The sequence below is a fragment of the Dyella sp. genome (assembly GCF_051954575.1).
Taxonomy (GTDB): Bacteria; Pseudomonadota; Gammaproteobacteria; order Xanthomonadales; family Rhodanobacteraceae; genus Dyella_B.
The window spans coordinates 1-15,924 of record NZ_JBQCHP010000013.1 but is presented as its reverse complement, the minus strand read 5'-3'; the positions used below and the strand labels follow the sequence as shown (position 1 = coordinate 15,924).

Genomic DNA, 15,924 nt, shown 5'->3' with positions numbered 1-15,924 from the left:
CGGCAAACGCCGGACGTAGCGGGATGCGCGAAGAATGTCCGAAGGACAGTCCCGAAGAGGTGCGCGAACGAATCACCCAATGCCTTTCTGCTTCAAAGCCGCTGGGTCTCGACCTTCGCGGGAGCGCCGGGCGCGACGCTAATCAAGCCGCGGTCACTCCGGCAGTTTCTGCCACAGCTCCCTAAGCTCACGACGATCCATCGTGTCGACATCACTCGACACATCATCACGCCACGAATCCAGCAACTGCTTGGCATCCAGCACACGCCCCTGCTCCAGCCACAATCGCGCAAGGTCCATCGCTGCACGCAGCTCCCACGCACGTGCACCCTGCTGCCGGCTCAACGCAAGCGATTCTTCGATCACCACTTGCGCCGGCATCGTATCGCCGCCGCCAAGCGCCTTGAGAATGCTCGCCTTGATGCGCAGCAGTTCGGGCATGGCGAATGCATCGCCGCTTTTGCGGCAATGCTCGATGGTGCCTTCCACCAGGCGGCCGGCTTCGGCGTGGCGGCGGTTGAGTATCAACCCCTCGGCCAGGGCGGTTTCGAACGTGGTGGTAAGCAGTTCGTAGCGCATGCCATGCAGGCGGTCCAGGCTTTCCTGCAGCCAGTCGATGGCGTCGTCCGGCTGCCGGGCGCGTATCGCGATGGCGCCGCGCATGCCCAGCGAGGCGGCCATGTACGGCGCGAGCATGTTCGCTTCGGCGATCTTCGAAAAGGTCGCCAGGCTGGCGTTCGCCTTATCCAGGTCGCCGGTCCAGATGTAGATGCCCAGCGTCCATACCAAGGCAATGCAATGCGTAACGGGATGATCCAGCGCGGCCGCTTCGCTTTCGACGCGCTGCGCCCATTGCCTGGCTTGGTCCGGAAAACCCTGCAGCCAAAGCGTGCGTGCCAGGGCCAGGCCGGTGCGATTGCGATGGTCGAAACCGTAATGCACGGAGTGGCTGCGTCGTGGCGGCTGGCTGTATTTGAGCGATTTTTCCAGCTCACGGCGGGCAAGCACCTGGTCGCCGAGCAGGTGATGCGAAACACCGGCGAGCGAAGCGGCCACGGCGATGGCTTCGGGTTCGCCGATGGCGTCGCCCACGCCGATGGCCTGCTCCGCCCACGCCAGCGATGACGCGAAATCGCCGATGCGCTCGTAGAAAATCTGCAGCCGCCCGAGCAGTCGAAGCTGGGAGCAGGCATCGTCCAACGCCGTCGCGATCTCCATCGCACGCAGCAGGGCGGTTTCGGCAGCGCCGCTGTTTCCGCGCGTGAACATCAATACCAGGCCGAGCGCGGCCTGCAGCTCCATTTCCACCGGCGTACCGAAATAGCCGAGTTCGAGCAGCTCCGTGGCTCGCGCGCACCAGGTGCGACACTCCACCATCAGCGAGAAATGCAAAAACAGCAAAGCACTCGCCGCGGCAAGCGGCAGCGCGAGGCCCGCGTCGCCTTGCGGACCGAAACTCCATTCAAGCGCGCTGCGGATGTTGCCCAACTGATTGGCCAGCCGCGCCGAACGATCGAAAACTTCATCGGGCGTGATGCCGAGCTGGCCGAGAAGTTCGGTGAAATAGGCCGTGTGCCGAAAGGCGACGGCGTGTACCTGGACCTGCCCATGCAAGGCCAGCCTTTCCCTGGCGTAGGCACGCGTCATTTCCAGCAAACGATATGCGTGGATCGCCTCGGAATGGTCGACCGCCACCAGACCCTTGGCCGCCAGTTCGTCCAATGCGGCGACCGCAGCGAGCTGATCGATCTGCGCATCAGCGACCACTTGCGAGGCCGCATCCACCGAAAACGGGCCCACGAAAATTGCCAGCCGATCGAATACCAGCCGTTCTTGCGGCGACAGCAGCTCGTAACTCCAGTCGAGCGTTGCGCGCAAGGTCTGTTGCCGCGGCAACGCTGTGCGTCGCCCTGCCCAGCCTAGCGAAAAGCGTTCGCCAAGCAGGGCATGCGTGGCCTGCACGCCATGTGTCGCCACGCGCATGGCCGCCAGCTCGATCGGCAACGCCATGCCGTTCAACCGCCGGCACATGTCGGCGATAAGACGGACGTTTTCCGCATCCAGCGATAGGGATGCGTTGCCGGCAGAGGCGCGTTCGACGAACAGCTTCATCGCCGGAAAGGCAAGCAACGTTTCCACCGTGAAATCGCCCGTTTCCGGCGGAAAATCCAGTGCGCCAAGCCAATGCAACTGTTCGTCGCGCGTGCGAAGCGGTTCGCGGCTGGTGGCCAGCACACCGGTGTCCGGCGCACCCTCCCTGATGCGCTCGATAACGCCTGAAACGGCATCGACGAGATGCTCGCAATTGTCGATCACCAGCAGCAGCCGGCGCGTGCGCAAATGCGCGAGCAACACGAACACCGGATCGTCCGCCTGCACCGGCAGCCCCACGGCGCCGGATAGTGCGGATGGCACGAGCAGCGGGTCCTCGACCTGCGCCAGGTCGACGAAATGCGCCCGTTCGTACGGTCCACCGTCAAACCGGTACCCCACCTCGACAGCGAGGCTGGTCTTGCCCACGCCACCGGCGCCGACGATCGTGAACAACTGCGGCCTGGCGAGGCGGTCGACGATCACGCGAACATCGGCTTCGCGCCCTATCAAACGCGGCCGCGGTGGCAGCGCACCCACATGGGTCGATGGCGGTTTCGCTTCCATCGTCGGCTCGGTTACCGAAGCTTCTCTAGACGCCTCGTTCCGTTCGGCGGTCATGTCCACGGTACCGACAAAGGCGTAGCCCACGCCCACCTGCGTGCTGATGTAGCGCGCGCCGTTTTCGCCATCGCCGAGGATGCGGCGCAAGCCGGTCATGTGGAAACGCAGGCTGCCTTCCTCGACGATGGCGTCGGCCCATACCCGCCGCAGCAGTTCCCGTTTGGAAAGCACCCTGCCCGGCTGCTCGAGCAAGGCGATCAACAGGTCCAGCGCCCGTCCGCCGATCTCCACCGGCATGCCGTCCCGGGTAAGCAGCCGCCTGGCTGGAACCACACGGAACGGGCCGAAGCCAACGCTTGCGGCAGACGATGGACGCAGGTCATCGGTAATGGCTTCCACCGGAATCGCTCTCTCGTATCGTGTGCCAGCAGATGGCAGCGGAACAGCCAGGCTCGCAACATCTTGCATCATAAAGGATTCACGGTACGGCTTATCGTCAGGCTCCCCAGGCCTTCGCGTTTCGCTTGCAACGCTGCGCAACGACCGCGACTCAGCCAAGCGCGAGGTTCACCTCGATATTGCCGCGCGTCGCCTTCGAATACGGGCAGGTCTGGTGGGCCGCATCGATCAACAATTGCGCAACCTCCGGTTCCAGCCCGGGCAACGACACCGTCAGCCGCGCCTGCAGGAAGAAACCTTGCTCGCCATGGCCAAGATCCACCTCGGCGGATACCGCCGCACCGGCGGGAAAATCGATCTTGCGCGCATGCGACGCATGCCGCAGCGCGCCGATAAAACACGCCGACCAGCCCGCCGCGAAAAGCTGTTCGGGGTTCGTGCCGGCACCGGGCGCACCCGGCGGGGAAAGCCGGATGTCGAGCCGGCCATCGTCGCTGCGGGCGGCGCCATCGCGGCCGCCCGTCGTGTGGACCCTGGCGGTGTAGAGAATTTTCTGGACTGTGATCATGCTGTTTCCTGGTCGTGCAAGCGCGTTTGCATCACGGCCATCCTGCAAGGATGCCGGTTTCGACCAGGGTGGCGAGAATGGAGCAAGACCACCAGTTAGAAGCTGTTAGCGCGCGTTATTTCGGCAAGCGGCGCGATATCAACACCGGTATCTGAACAGTCCAATTTCTCATTGGAAGGCGTTCGGCCTTGTTTCTAGACTGCCCGATTGCGTCTCAGAGGGAATACGTTCATGACACAAAACAATGCGTGCTACACCGTGGGCATCGTCGGCGTCGGCAAGATCGCGCGCGACCAGCACCTGCCCGCCATCGCGGCCAATCCCGGCTTCAAGCTGGTGGCAAGCGCGAGCCGTCACGCGCAAGTCGAGCACGCGCGCCATTACACCGATATCGAAACGCTGCTCGCCGCCGAGCCGGAACTCGATGCCGTTTCGCTGTGCGCGCCGCCACAGGTCCGTTATGCGCAGGCGCGCGCCGCATTGCTCGCGGGCAAGCACGTGATGCTGGAAAAGCCACCCGGCGCGAGCGTGAGCGAAGTGGAAGCCCTGCGCGACCTGGCGCGCCAGCAAGGCCGCACGCTGTTCGCCACCTGGCATTCGCGCTACGCCAGCGCGGTGGAGCCGGCGCGCGCATGGCTTGCCAACCGCCGCCTGCGCACCGTGCACGTGCGCTGGAAAGAGGACGTGCGCCGCTGGCATCCGGGTCAGGACTGGATCTGGGAACCGGGCGGCATGGGCGTGTTCGATCCGGGCATCAATGCACTGTCGATCGTGACGCGCATCCTGCCGAACGAGGTGCTGCTGCACAACGCCACCCTGCATGTCCCCGCCGATTGCGCCACGCCGATCGCCGCCGAACTCGATGGCATCGACGCCACCGGTGTACCCGTGCGTGCGGAATTCGACTGGCGCCATGGCCCGGTCGAACAATGGGAGATCGATGTCGACACCGATGACGGCCTGCTCTCGATCAGCGAAGGCGGCAAGCGCCTGGTGATCGCCGGCGAGCCAGTTGCGCTGGGCGCCGAACGCGAATACCCGGCGCTGTACGAACGCTTCCACGAGTTGATCAGCCACGGCAGCGACGATGTGGACGTGCGCCCGCTGCGGTTGGTCGCCGATGCGTTTTTGTTGGGGAAGCAGGTGCGGCTTGAGGCGTTTGGGCGCGGTTGAAAACTTTGGCGTCGCGGCTTACGCAAGCGCGGACTATGGCTCCCTCTCCTGCTTGCAGAACCTGCCCCGGACGTGATCCGGGGGAGGGCTGGGGGTTATTCGAGCTTGCGGCGCCGTTGCAATACACCGCGAGGTTGCTTTACCCCACCCTAACCCTCCCCTACTCCATGTAGGAGAGGGGACGCATTACGGCAAGCCGTGGCTTGACTCACTCAGGCCCTCTCTCGCGTGACGACCACGTCAACGCCTTCACTTCCTTCCCGCTCGCCTCTTCACCTTCCGATGCCCCGGCGACTCGGAGGATGGCCTTATGGCCAAACAAGAAACCGTAGTCGCATATGAGCGGAAGGCGGAACTGGAGCGGCTGCGGCGCCGCAAGATGGCGCAGTCGGCGCATGCGTTCGTGCGCGGCAGCATCGAGCAGTTCTACGCATGGATAGACTCCCCACACGCGCCGGCGCTGCCTGAAGGGCCCGCCATCTGGATCTGCGGCGATTGCCACGTGGGCAACCTGGGTCCGCTGGCGGACGAGGACAGCCACGTGCATATCCATCTGCGCGATTTCGATCAGTGCGCTATCGCCAACCCTGCGCTCGACCTGTGCCGGCTCGCGCTTTCGCTGGCCGTGCTGTCACGCAGTTCGGACCTGCCTGGCCTGAGCACCGTACACATTCTGGAAGGCTTGTTGGCCGGTTACGAATCGGCGTTTCCGAATGTCGATAATCTCCCGCCTTCCCTGCCGCCTTATCTGCGTATGCAGATCCAGCGCGCGCATGCACGCAGTTGGAAAGCGCTGGCGCGCGATCGCCTGGAAGGCAAGACGCTGCGCCTGCCTTTGGGCAAGGCGTTCTGGCCGATCACGACGCGTGAGCATCGCGCGTTGAACGCGTTGTTCCAGGAACAGGCCATGATGCGCCTGGCCACGCAGTTGCGCGGACGTCCCGACAGCGGCGCGGTGCGCGTGCTCGATGCGGCGTACTGGCGCAAGGGCTGCAGTTCGCTGGGAAGGTTGCGCTATGCGGTGCTGCTGGATATCGAAGGCGCCGCCGCGGACGGCCACGACCTGTGCCTGATGGATATCAAGGAAGGGGCATCGCTCATCGTGCCTGCGGCGCGTTCGATCGAGCTGCCGAAAGACGATGGCCAGCGCGTGCTGGAAGGCGCGCGCCAACTGTCGCCGGCACTGGGCGATCGCATGGGCGCATCGACGCTGCTGGGGCGCCCGGTGTTCGTGCGCGAGCTGCTGCCGCAGGATCTCAAGCTCGACATCGTCAGCCTGAAGCAAAAGAAGGTGCGCCGTCTTGCGGCCTATCTTGGCCATGTGGTGGGTCGCGCGCATGCGCGCCAGATGGATGATCATGCCCGCAAGGAATGGTGCCGGCAGCTGAAGAAAAACCACTCCCGCTCGCTGGAAGCGCCGTCATGGCTGTGGCGCACCACGCTGGGCTTGCTTGCGGAGCATGAGCACCTCTATCTCGAACACTGCCGTCGGTATGTCGGCAGGGAAGAATCGTTCGTGGCCGATCGCGAGCCAGCGGTGCATTGAAGCGGTGACCAATGCGGCGTTGACATTGGCTTCTCTCCTCTCCAGCGCCAGCATCACACAGGCGCCTGCATGATCAGGCACACGAAACGAGATGGGGTGCAATGGAGGCGATGATGTCTGGTTCGGTCCACAACGGGCATGCCTTGCTGTTGATCGACGTCTTCAGTCATTTCCATTTCGAGGATGGCGCAGCGCTTGCCAGCACCCAGGCCAGCGCGGCATCCGGTATGGCGGCGGCGGCCGCAGCGTGCCGTCACGAAGGCATCCGCGTGGTGTACTGCAATGACAACTTCGGGCAATGGCAGGACACCTGGCAGGACGTGCTGGCGTACACCGCCCGGCGCGGCCCGCCGGAATCGGCGGCGATGTTGAAGCAGCTTTATCCGGAATCCGGCGATATCGTGCTGCTCAAATCCCGCCATTCCGCCTTTTTCAACACCCAGCTCGCCTCCCTGCTCGAAGCGTTGTCGATTCGGCAGCTGGCGCTTGGCGGCGCGGCGACGGATGTGTGCGTGCTGAGCTCGGCCATGGATGCGCGCGTCAGGGGTTTGGAGGTTGCCGTATTGGAAGACGCGACCGCGGCGGCATCGCAGCAGCGCCATGCCCGCGCGCTGGCCTTGATGCAGGACAGCCTGGACATACGCGTTTGCACGCACGATGCATGGCTCTCACCTGCCTCATCGTCCGCATAACGCCATAAGGCCATCGCTACGGAGTTCACGCCATGCGCAGTCTACCTGAGGGTTCACGACAAGGACCGTGGTGGAAACGCCTGAGCGCAGGGTTTGTCACCGGCGCGGCGGACGACGATCCCAGCGGTGTGGCGACCTACTCGCAAGTGGGCGCGAAGTTCGGCTACGCGATGTTGTGGGTGGTGTTCCTGACGATCCCATTGATGATCGCGATCCAAATGGTGAGTGCGCGCATCGGCCGGGTGTGCGGTCGCGGTCTGGCCGATACGTTGATGCGCAACTTTCCAGCGCCGGCCGTCTGGTCGCTGCTGGCGTTGCTGGTAATCGCCAACATCATCAATATCGGTGCGGACCTGGCGGCGATGGGCGCCGCATTGCAGTTGCTGGTCGGCGGACCGCATCTGGTATACGCGCTCGGCTTTGCAGTAGTTTCCACGGTGCTGCAGGTTTATCTCTCCTTCGAGAAATATTCGCCGGTACTCAAGGCGCTCGCGCTCAGCCTGTTTACCTACGCGGGCACCGTATTCGCCGTGCACGTGCACTGGGGCGAAGCGCTGCACGCCACGGTGCTGCCCGCATTGCAATGGAATACGAGCTATCTCACCGGCATCGTCGCCGTGCTCGGCACCACCATCAGCCCCTACCTGTTCTGCTGGCAGGCCGCGCAGGAAGTGGAGGAATTGCGCGCGAGTGACGAGCGCGAGCCGCTGCGCCACGCGGACGAGCAGGCGCCCGGCGCACTGCGGCGCATCGCCTTCGACACGATCGTGGGCATGGTGTTTTCCAATGTCATCGCCTTCTTCATCATCCTGGCGGCGGCGGCGACCTTGCACATGCATGGCAAGACGGATGTCCAATCCGCCTCCGAAGCGGCCGAGGCGCTGAAGCCGATTGCCGGCCGCTTTGCGTTCGGGCTGTTCGCGACCGGCATCATCAGCACCGGCCTGCTCGCGGTACCGGTGGTCGCCGGTGCCACTGCGTTTGCGGTAGCCGGCGGCGCGCACAAGCCGTATGGGCTGGACCGCAAGCCGAAGCAGGCCAGGCTTTTCTACGGCGTGCTGGTGGGATCGATGGCGCTTGGCGCTGCGCTGACCTTCTCGCCGATCGACCCGATCAAGGCGCTGTACTGGAGCGCCGTCGTCAATGGCGTGTGCGCGGTGCCGCTGATGGCGGCCATCATGATCGTCGCACGCCGCGCGCATGCGATGGGCAACCATGTGGTGCGTGGCTGGCTATTCGCGCTTGGCTGGATCGCGACCGCCGTGATGGGCATCGCCGCCGTCGTCATGTTCGCCACGTTGGGTAAAGGTTGAATACGGCCCCACTGCTCGCAGATTCACTTTCGAAAATAGCCGCACCGGCCACCGCACGAGCGATGGCCGGCGCGCGGGCTTGCGGGTTATTTCATTGGCGAAACAATGTTGTTCGACTGCGTGACGTATCTCGACGAACTGGCGACATCGATGTCACGCGGCGCCGTGCCTGGCGTGAAGATCGACTTGCCATGCGCGTAATACCACGCATCGCCGTTGTAGTTGATGGTGTTGTCGGCGATGCTCACATAGCTGGAATCGGCCGAGATATCCACGCCGAACAGGTAGTTCTGGGTCAGCGTGCTGTTGGAGATGTTCACGTTCTTCGGGCCGCCGGTATAGACGCCGAAGCCCTTGTTGTTTTCCGCCTTGACCTTGTAGAGCGATAGCGCATCCACGTTGTGGTGCACTTCCAGGCCGTTGCCGTTGTTGTTCGACAGGTCGGTGTTTTCCAGGCGCACCTGCGAGGCCCAGCCCTGCGAGCGCGGCTCGATGTCGATGCCCGATTCCGGCGCCGTGCCGTGGGTGCCGGTGAAGCTGCTGTTGACCACGTACACGCGGTTTGCCGGCGTGATCGACATGCCTTGGCGGCGATTGTTCTTGGACTTGACGCGGTTCAGCGTGATGTTGGTCGCCTCCACCATGCCCTTGCCCGAGCCGAGTGCACCGATCAGCAGACCATCGCCCCAGCAGTCCTGGATCGTGATGTCGTGCACGTAGACCTTGTCCGATGAGGAAATGTTGATGCCGTAGCCCCATTCGCCGCCGGACGTGCCGCGATGGCTGTAACGCTCGCCGATCACGCCGCCACCGACGATCTCGACGTTGTTGACGTTCCACACTTTCACCACCCAGGAACGCCTTTCGCTGTTGCCAATGGCCTTCAGCGCCGCGCCGCTGGCCAGCGACAGGCGGTCATGCGAGCGCAGGCTGATGCCCTTGAGCGCGTCGATCATGTAGGTACCGTTTGGCACGATGATGGTGCCGCCACTCTCCGGCAATGCATCGATGGCGGCTTGAATGGCTTTGGTGTCGTCCATGGAGCCGTTGCCCATGGCGCCGAAATGACGAACATTGACGACGGCCGAGCCGATCGAAATATGCGGTGTTGCTGTCCACCAGTTGCTTGCGGAAGCCGGCAAGGTCACTACCGAGAGTGCAAGCGACGCGGCAGCAGCCAGAACTTTATGGTTGAGCTTGCGTCGAATGGATACGCCCGAGTACGGGAAGAAATGCCCCTGTGCGCATTTCTGCGCAGACCAATTTTTCACGTCTGAAATCGCCTCTTTGTTGTGAACGGCCCGGGTAAGGTCGGTCATTCACACGTGAAAATGCAAATGTGAAATTTCGGATGTATTCAATTTTGTCAAAATAACGAAATTCGCATGTTTCTTTTTATAGCCTGAGCCGCGGTAGCGGCGATCTTGACCGTTATCAACGCGTAAATGGCCGTCTATACGTCCATTTGACAATGCTTATTTACCCAACGCCAAGGGTCAGTCGAGTGTGCCTGCCGCGAAGCGCTCATCCATGCTTCTCGTCACGGCAACTTCCAATGCAATCGACAACCCCTTCACCACATCGTTCTTGCTCATGCTCGGCGCATTCGAAACATGCACTGCTTGCGCAGGAAGGTACGGGATATGGATAAACCCCGCGCGCATGCCGCGATGGCTCGCAGCGATATGCAGCATCAGATACGCCACGTGGTTGCAGACGAAGGTACCTGCCGTATTGGACACCTCCGCAGGCAGCCCCTCGTCGAGCAGCGCCTTGAGCATGGCCTTGATCGGCAGCGTGCTGAAGTAGGCCGCAGGGCCATCGGCTACGACGGCTTCATCGATCGGCTGCGCGCCGGCATTGTCGGCGATGCGCGCATCCTGCACGTTGATCGCCACGCGCTCGATGGAAAGACGGCTGCGTCCACCTGCCTGCCCTACGCCGAGCAGGATGCTCGGCTCGAACTCTCTCACCATCGACTCTAGTTCGTGCTGCGAATCGGCGAACGCGGTCGGCAGCAGGCGCGATACGACCAGGTGGTCGCCGACGTGTTTGCCGTCGAGCGCATGCACCGCCTCCCACGAAGGATTGATCTCCTGGTTGTCGAAGGGCGTAAAACCAGTCAGCAGGATGCGTGGAGGCTTGCTCATGAAGAATCTCGACAAAGCGGTCAATGGAAGGCCAGCAGCCACATGGCAATAAAGGTGATGATGAAAATAGCAGCCGCACTCCACGCCTGCGCGCGTATTACGCCATACGGACTGCGCAGTTCCAGCAAGGCGGCCGGCACCAGGTTGAAGTCGGCGGCCATCGGCGTAAGCAGCGTGCCGCAATAACCGCAGAGCATGCCCATGGAACCCAGGACGGCCGGATGCGCGCCATAGCGCTGCACCAGCAGCGGCAGCCCGATGCCTGCCATCATCACCGGAAATGCGGCAAACGCATTGCCCATGATCACGGTGAACATCACCATGCCGAGCGCAAACACCAGCAGGCACATGAAGGCATTGCCCTCGGGAAGCGCCGCACTCGCCAAGGCGGCGATGGCCGCGCCCACACCGCTCTGCGTGAACACTTCGCCAAGCGCCGCCAGCAGCAACGGCAACAATGCCGCCCATCCGATCGCATCGAGCAGGCGCCGGCCTTCGCCCAGCCCTCGATACAGCGGCGCCTGCGCCACACGGGCGGCGGCGAACAATGCCACCACGCAGGCCAGCGCGAGACCCGTCAGCGCCATCTGCGGCTTGGCGAACAGCGCCATACCGCCGATGGAGAGATGACTTCCGAACAACGCCACCAGCAACGTGACCAGCGGAATCAACAACGCCGGTATGAACAAGCGATGCCCCAGGCGTATCGCCGATGCGAGCCGCACCGCGCTTTGCGCGGTTTCCGCATGCGTGCGCCGACGCAGCCGCGGCGCCAGCAGTGCAAGCGCGATCACCATGCATCCGGCAACTTGCGCCGGCCACGCGCGACCGGCTTGCAGTTGCGCCAGTACCCCATCGCCGCCGGCAAACAGCAGGCCCAACAGCAACCAGAACGCCGCGCGCGAAAACTGTCGCTCAAGCAGATTGCGCCATGCCGTGTACAACAGGAAAGCCGCGATCAGCCAGTACACGTATTCGATGCTGAGCATGCTCAGGCCCCTGCTCCGTTCCGCGCGCGACGCGCCAGGCGTCGTTGGAACAGGTAGACGCGCAGCGACTGGATCGCGAAGGCGGCGATGGCGGTAGGCAAGGCCCACAGCGCAATCGAGAGCGGCGTGAGTTCGATGCCGCGTTGCGCGTAGAAGCCCTGGATAAGCAGCACGGCGCCCAGCGCGATGAATACATCCTCGCCGAAAAAGCGTCCGATATTGTCGGTGGCGGCGGCCACCGCACGTACTTCGTCACGATCGGCGTCGGAAAGGCCGGGATGGATCTTCTCGGCTGCCGCCTCGCCCATCGGCGCCAGCAGCGGACGCACCGTCTGCGCCGCGCCCGCCACGCCGGTAAGGCCCAGCATCGCCAGCAACTGCCGCAGCAGCAGATAGCCGATCAACAGGCGCGCAAAGGTAAGGCCACGCAATCGCCCCATCCATTGCTGCGCATGCTCGCGCAATCCGGCATGTTCGAGCAGCCCAATCGCCGGCAGCGTAAGCACGAACAACAGCAACATGCGCGAAGCGATAAAGCTCTTGCCGAGCAGTGCAAGCAGTTGCGGCCAGTGCATGCCGGCGAGCAGGCCGCTGGCGAGCGCCGCGCAGACGACGACGGGAACCGCGTTGAAGCGCAATGCGAAACCGATGACGATCACGGCAATGCCCAGCAGCGGCCAGTAGTTCATCGGTGTCTCCCGAGTGGGTGTTTACTCCCTCCCCTGCGTGCAGGGGAGGGCTGGGGTGGGGTTGCACGCGCTTGTCGCATGATTGAAATCCACCGCGAGGTTGATTGACCCCACCCTAGCCCTCCCCTACTACGCAGGGGACGGAACAGATGGCAGTGAACTGATACTCGGTTGGATGCTCAACGCGGCGCCGCAATACCAATATCCGCCGCTTCCAACGCCGCCCGCAACCGCCGCGCAAACTCCACCGCATGCGAGCCGTCGCCATGCACGCACAAGGTATCGGCCTGCAACGTAACGATGCTGCCGTCAATGGCGCGCACCTGCCCTTCACGCGCCATCGCCATGGCCTGCGCGATGGCCTCGTCGCTTTCCTGGATCACCGCATCGGCTTCGCGCCGCGGCTGCAGCGTGCCATCAGCGCGATAGCGGCGGTCGGCGAACGCTTCGGCAGCCACCGGAATGCCGGCCGCCCTGCCCGCATCGACCAGCGCGGAATTGGCCAGGCCGAACAGGCACAGCGTGGCGTCGAAATCATGCACGGCGCGCGCGATTGCTGCGGCCAGCTTCGTATCGCGCGCCGCCATGTTGTACAAGGCGCCGTGCGGTTTTACATGGCGCAATCGCGTACCGGCCGCCTGCACGAAGCCGTGCAGCGCGCCGATCTGGTACAGCGTAAGCGCGTACGCTTCGTTCGGCGTGATCGCCATTTCGCGGCGACCGAAACCCTGCAGGTCGGGCAACGACACGTGCGCGCCGATGGCCACTTCATGCTCAACCGCCAATGCCACCGTACCGCGCATGATGTCCGGGTCGCCGGCGTGGAAACCGCAGGCGATATTGGCCGAGCTGACGATGCTGAGCAGCGCGGCGTCGTCGCCCATGCGCCAGGCGCCGAACGATTCGCCCAGGTCGCTGTTGATGTCGATGGTTTTGGCGAAGGAATGTTTCATGCAGAATCCAGGCGTTGCTCGATCCGTTGAAGCAGGCGTTGCAGCGCTTCCTCGCGCTTGTGCAGACGTTCGAATGCCTCGTCCATGGAAGTCTCGCGAAAGTATATGGCATCGCCCGGCCGGCGCTGCGCAAGGCGCGCAAGATCCACCGCGGCAAGCTGGCCGATACGCGGATAGCCGCCGGTCACCGGCGCCTCGGCCAGCAGCAGGATCGGCTGGCCCGACGGCGGCAATTGCAGCGTGCCGGGCAATGTTGCTTCGGAGATCAGCTCCAGCGGCTGGCGCAGATGCAGCGGCGCGCCTTCCAGGCGGCTTCCGGTGCGGTTGCTGTCCTTGCTGACGGCGAAGCGTTGCGCGAACAGCGCGCGTTGCGATGCCTCGTCGAGCGAGGGGTAGTGATGGCCACGCATCAACGCCAATGGCGCCTGTTCGTAATCCAGCCATGGCTGCGGATCGAGTCCCCAGCGCAGCGCCTGCACCTGCTTGCCAGCGCGAAACCAGTGCCCCGCGGCGTGCTGGCCGAACGGAATGACATCCAGTGCCTGCAAAGCCCTGCCCTGCAGCGGACCGATGCATGCGTGCAGATCGGTGCTGCGGCTGCCGAGCACAGGCGCAACGTCAAAGCCGCCACGCACAGCGAGGTAGCTGCGGCAGCCATGACGCATCACGCCGAGGCGCAGCAGCGTATCGGCCGGCACAAAACAGCTCGTCCACGGCGGCAACGGTCGTCCATTGGCGCGCGCTTCGATGATGCCGCCGGTCAGCGCGATCACCGCATCACGCTGAAAACGCAGCGTAGGGCCGGCCAGCGTGATCTCCAACGCGGCCTCACCCGCATGATTACCCACCAGCGCATTGGCCAGCCGCCACGATGGCTCATCCATCGCACCGGCGCGCCCTACGCCGAGCGAGGCGTAGCCGCGCCGTCCCGCATCTTGCAGCGTGGTGAGCAAGCCAGGCTTGATGACTTCGATGCTCATGCCGTGGCGTTATCCAGCGCGCGATACTCACGCTCATCGATCGCCTCGAAGCGAACACGATCACCCGGTGACAACAGCGATGGCGCCGCAGCCGTCGGATCGAACATGCGCAACGGCGTACGGCCGATCAGTTGCCAACCGCCCGGCAGCGCCTGCGGATAGATCCCCGTTTGCAACCCGCCGATGGCCACACTCCCGGCCGGCACGCAGGTGCGCGGATTGTTCCGCCGCGGCATGGCCAGCGCAGGATCGAGTCCCAGCAGATAAGGAAAGCCCGGCGCGAACCCGAGCATGGCGACGCGATACGTTACGCGGGTATGGCGCGCGATCACCTCTTCCGGCGACAGATGCGCGTGGGCCGCGACCTCGTGCAGATCCTCGCCGCCGTACCAGACGGGAATGGTGATCTCGCGCAGCATCGTTTCCGATGAACTCGCATGCTGCAGGACAATGTCGATCGCGTTGCGCAGGCGCTGTCCGGAGAAACGGCCATCCTCCAGCCACTGCATCGGATCGAAACGCACCAGCACGCTGGCATAGGCGGGGACGCATTCCACACCGGCAAGCTGCGCTTGCAGCGCCGCGGCGGCGGACTGGACTCGCGCGTTCACGTCGACGTCGATGGCATTGCCGAAACGCAACAGCCACGCGTCTTCCGCAAGAGCTTCAAATTGCATATACGCACCCGTAGGTTGGGTTAGCGAAGCGTAACCCAACGTTGTGCGGCTGCGTATAGATATGTCGGGTTATGTTGCGCAGCCCAATCTACGGATCGCGTGCTTTCAAGGAATGCGGTTGGCCTGGGTAAAAATCACTTTCCACTGGCCATCGCGCTTGGCCCACACATCCACGAAGCGCGCGCGCATCGTATAGGCCTTGCCATGATTGATGCCCTTGGCGTCGACAATGCCGCCGAGCACGGCGCCGTTCGGCCAGACCTTGCGCACCTGCTGGCTGATGGCCACATAGCTGGTCTTGTTGGCCGGGTCCACCGTATCGGCAATGGATTGCGCCTTGTCCTGATTCCTGCCGTTCGAACCGGCCAGGATGTAATCGTCGGCCAGCAGCCGCTCGAGTTCGGGGCGGTCTGATTTGAATTGCGCAAGGTCGTAAGCCGTCGCCGCCGCGGCAAGGTCCTGCGGCAGGCCGCTGTAGTCGCCCACTTCCTGCCCTGCCTGCGCCGAAGCCGCGCTCAGCGCAGCGCAGATCGCCCACTGCCAGTGTCGCAGTCGCATATTCCCTCCCATGCCATGCGTGGTTGTTCGCGCATTAATCGCCTGGAAAACGAGACGGCGCAATAACCTGGCAGGTCATGGAAGGGCATGGATTTTCATTTACGTGCATGGACGTGCTGCAGCGCGCTTCCTTTGTGCGCGGCGACGTGGTCGGTCTTGTCGCTTTTGATTTCGTACTGCGGTTCGTCTTTCGAGGCGTGACGCGTATGGCCTTTGTAATCGAAGTCATGGGCATGCACGGCGATGATCTTGCCGGTGACCCAGCCGGCTTCGGAATTCCAGCGGACATGGTCGCCGACCTTGAATGTCTTGGTCATGGGTATGTCTCCGCGTTTTGACTTATTGAAGATGACGTTGTGAAGTTTTTCTGTGAATAACCCGTTTAAGGCAACACAGATCAAGTATCGGCGTCGTCATGATTTCTGGAAGGCTCGCAGGGGGTGTTGCGCGGCGCCGGCAAGAGTGGCCGTCTTGCTAAGCCGCGCGGCGCAGCCTGCGGGCCTTCCAGACATCACCCCATCACTTTGAATTCAACACGTTGGGGCCAGCCCTGTCTGTCCGCATGCCTTCGGTCCGTCGCCT

15 protein-coding genes are annotated in these 15,924 nt (G+C 63.4%); 4 read left to right on the top strand and 11 right to left on the bottom strand.

Translation table 11 applies throughout. From position 1 onward, the window contains the following. Window positions 1–153 precede the first annotated feature (153 nt). Entirely contained in the window at window positions 154–3,054 is a 2,901-nt protein-coding gene (locus ACTHNE_RS01485; RefSeq protein ID WP_440268390.1) for an ATP-binding protein, read from the bottom strand. A 151-nt stretch (window positions 3,055–3,205) separates the two neighbouring features. Next, the gene (locus tag ACTHNE_RS01480; protein WP_414649761.1) at window positions 3,206–3,622 is read right to left on the bottom strand and encodes an organic hydroperoxide resistance protein; all 417 of its coding nucleotides are present in this window, start codon (window positions 3,620–3,622) and stop codon (window positions 3,206–3,208) included. Window positions 3,623–3,853: 231 nt separating this feature from the next. Here ACTHNE_RS01480 and ACTHNE_RS01475 point away from each other — a divergent pair, with 231 nt between their 5' ends. The 4 genes from ACTHNE_RS01475 to ACTHNE_RS01460 all read left to right on the top strand — a co-directional run bounded on the left by ACTHNE_RS01475 (window position 3,854) and on the right by ACTHNE_RS01460 (window position 8,346). Continuing rightward, window positions 3,854–4,795 carry a Gfo/Idh/MocA family protein gene (locus ACTHNE_RS01475; RefSeq protein ID WP_324945069.1) on the top strand — a complete coding sequence of 314 codons (942 nt, stop codon included), beginning with the start codon at window positions 3,854–3,856 and terminating at the stop codon, window positions 4,793–4,795. 310 nt (window positions 4,796–5,105) lie between these two features. Continuing rightward, window positions 5,106–6,341 (top strand): DUF2252 family protein, encoded by a 1,236-nt coding sequence (locus ACTHNE_RS01470; RefSeq protein ID WP_324945072.1) that lies wholly within the window; start codon window positions 5,106–5,108, stop codon window positions 6,339–6,341. A gap of 113 nt (window positions 6,342–6,454) precedes the next feature. Then, window positions 6,455–7,033 carry a cysteine hydrolase family protein gene (locus ACTHNE_RS01465; RefSeq protein WP_324945075.1) on the top strand — a complete coding sequence of 193 codons (579 nt, stop codon included), beginning with the start codon at window positions 6,455–6,457 and terminating at the stop codon, window positions 7,031–7,033. Between the two features lie 32 nt (window positions 7,034–7,065). Beyond that, the gene (locus tag ACTHNE_RS01460; protein WP_324945078.1) at window positions 7,066–8,346 is read left to right on the top strand and encodes an Nramp family divalent metal transporter; all 1,281 of its coding nucleotides are present in this window, start codon (window positions 7,066–7,068) and stop codon (window positions 8,344–8,346) included. 86 nt (window positions 8,347–8,432) lie between these two features. On the opposite strand, the gene ACTHNE_RS01455 is transcribed toward ACTHNE_RS01460, so the two are convergent. From ACTHNE_RS01455 to ACTHNE_RS01415, 9 genes are all read right to left on the bottom strand, one after another. Next, window positions 8,433–9,617: a right-handed parallel beta-helix repeat-containing protein gene (locus ACTHNE_RS01455; RefSeq protein ID WP_440268389.1), complete on the bottom strand. Its 1,185-nt coding sequence runs from the start codon at window positions 9,615–9,617 to the stop codon at window positions 8,433–8,435. Between the two features lie 225 nt (window positions 9,618–9,842). After that, window positions 9,843–10,496, bottom strand: a complete 654-nt coding sequence (gene pcp / locus ACTHNE_RS01450) for a pyroglutamyl-peptidase I (RefSeq protein WP_324945084.1) — start codon at window positions 10,494–10,496, stop codon at window positions 9,843–9,845. Window positions 10,497–10,516: 20 nt separating this feature from the next. Then, window positions 10,517–11,485 (bottom strand): 5-oxoproline transporter, DUF979 family subunit, encoded by a 969-nt coding sequence (locus tag ACTHNE_RS01445; RefSeq protein ID WP_440268388.1) that lies wholly within the window; start codon window positions 11,483–11,485, stop codon window positions 10,517–10,519. A 2-nt stretch (window positions 11,486–11,487) separates the two neighbouring features. Beyond that, the gene (locus tag ACTHNE_RS01440; RefSeq protein WP_324945089.1) at window positions 11,488–12,174 is read right to left on the bottom strand and encodes a DUF969 domain-containing protein; all 687 of its coding nucleotides are present in this window, start codon (window positions 12,172–12,174) and stop codon (window positions 11,488–11,490) included. 179 nt (window positions 12,175–12,353) lie between these two features. Continuing rightward, a complete protein-coding gene (locus tag ACTHNE_RS01435) occupies window positions 12,354–13,127 on the bottom strand; it encodes a LamB/YcsF family protein (RefSeq protein ID WP_324945092.1) in 774 nt (257 codons plus the stop codon). Then, the gene (locus tag ACTHNE_RS01430; protein ID WP_324945095.1) at window positions 13,124–14,107 is read right to left on the bottom strand and encodes a biotin-dependent carboxyltransferase family protein; all 984 of its coding nucleotides are present in this window, start codon (window positions 14,105–14,107) and stop codon (window positions 13,124–13,126) included. Before ACTHNE_RS01430 ends, ACTHNE_RS01435 begins: the two co-directional genes overlap by 4 nt. Further along, the gene (gene pxpB, locus ACTHNE_RS01425) at window positions 14,104–14,784 is read right to left on the bottom strand and encodes a 5-oxoprolinase subunit PxpB (protein WP_324945098.1); all 681 of its coding nucleotides are present in this window, start codon (window positions 14,782–14,784) and stop codon (window positions 14,104–14,106) included. Before pxpB ends, ACTHNE_RS01430 begins: the two co-directional genes overlap by 4 nt. 105 nt (window positions 14,785–14,889) lie before the next feature. Continuing rightward, window positions 14,890–15,342, bottom strand: a complete 453-nt coding sequence (locus tag ACTHNE_RS01420; protein WP_440268387.1) for a nuclear transport factor 2 family protein — start codon at window positions 15,340–15,342, stop codon at window positions 14,890–14,892. 95 nt (window positions 15,343–15,437) lie between these two features. Continuing rightward, window positions 15,438–15,659 carry a DUF2945 domain-containing protein gene (locus tag ACTHNE_RS01415; RefSeq protein ID WP_324945103.1) on the bottom strand — a complete coding sequence of 74 codons (222 nt, stop codon included), beginning with the start codon at window positions 15,657–15,659 and terminating at the stop codon, window positions 15,438–15,440. Window positions 15,660–15,924: the final 265 nt, after the last annotated feature.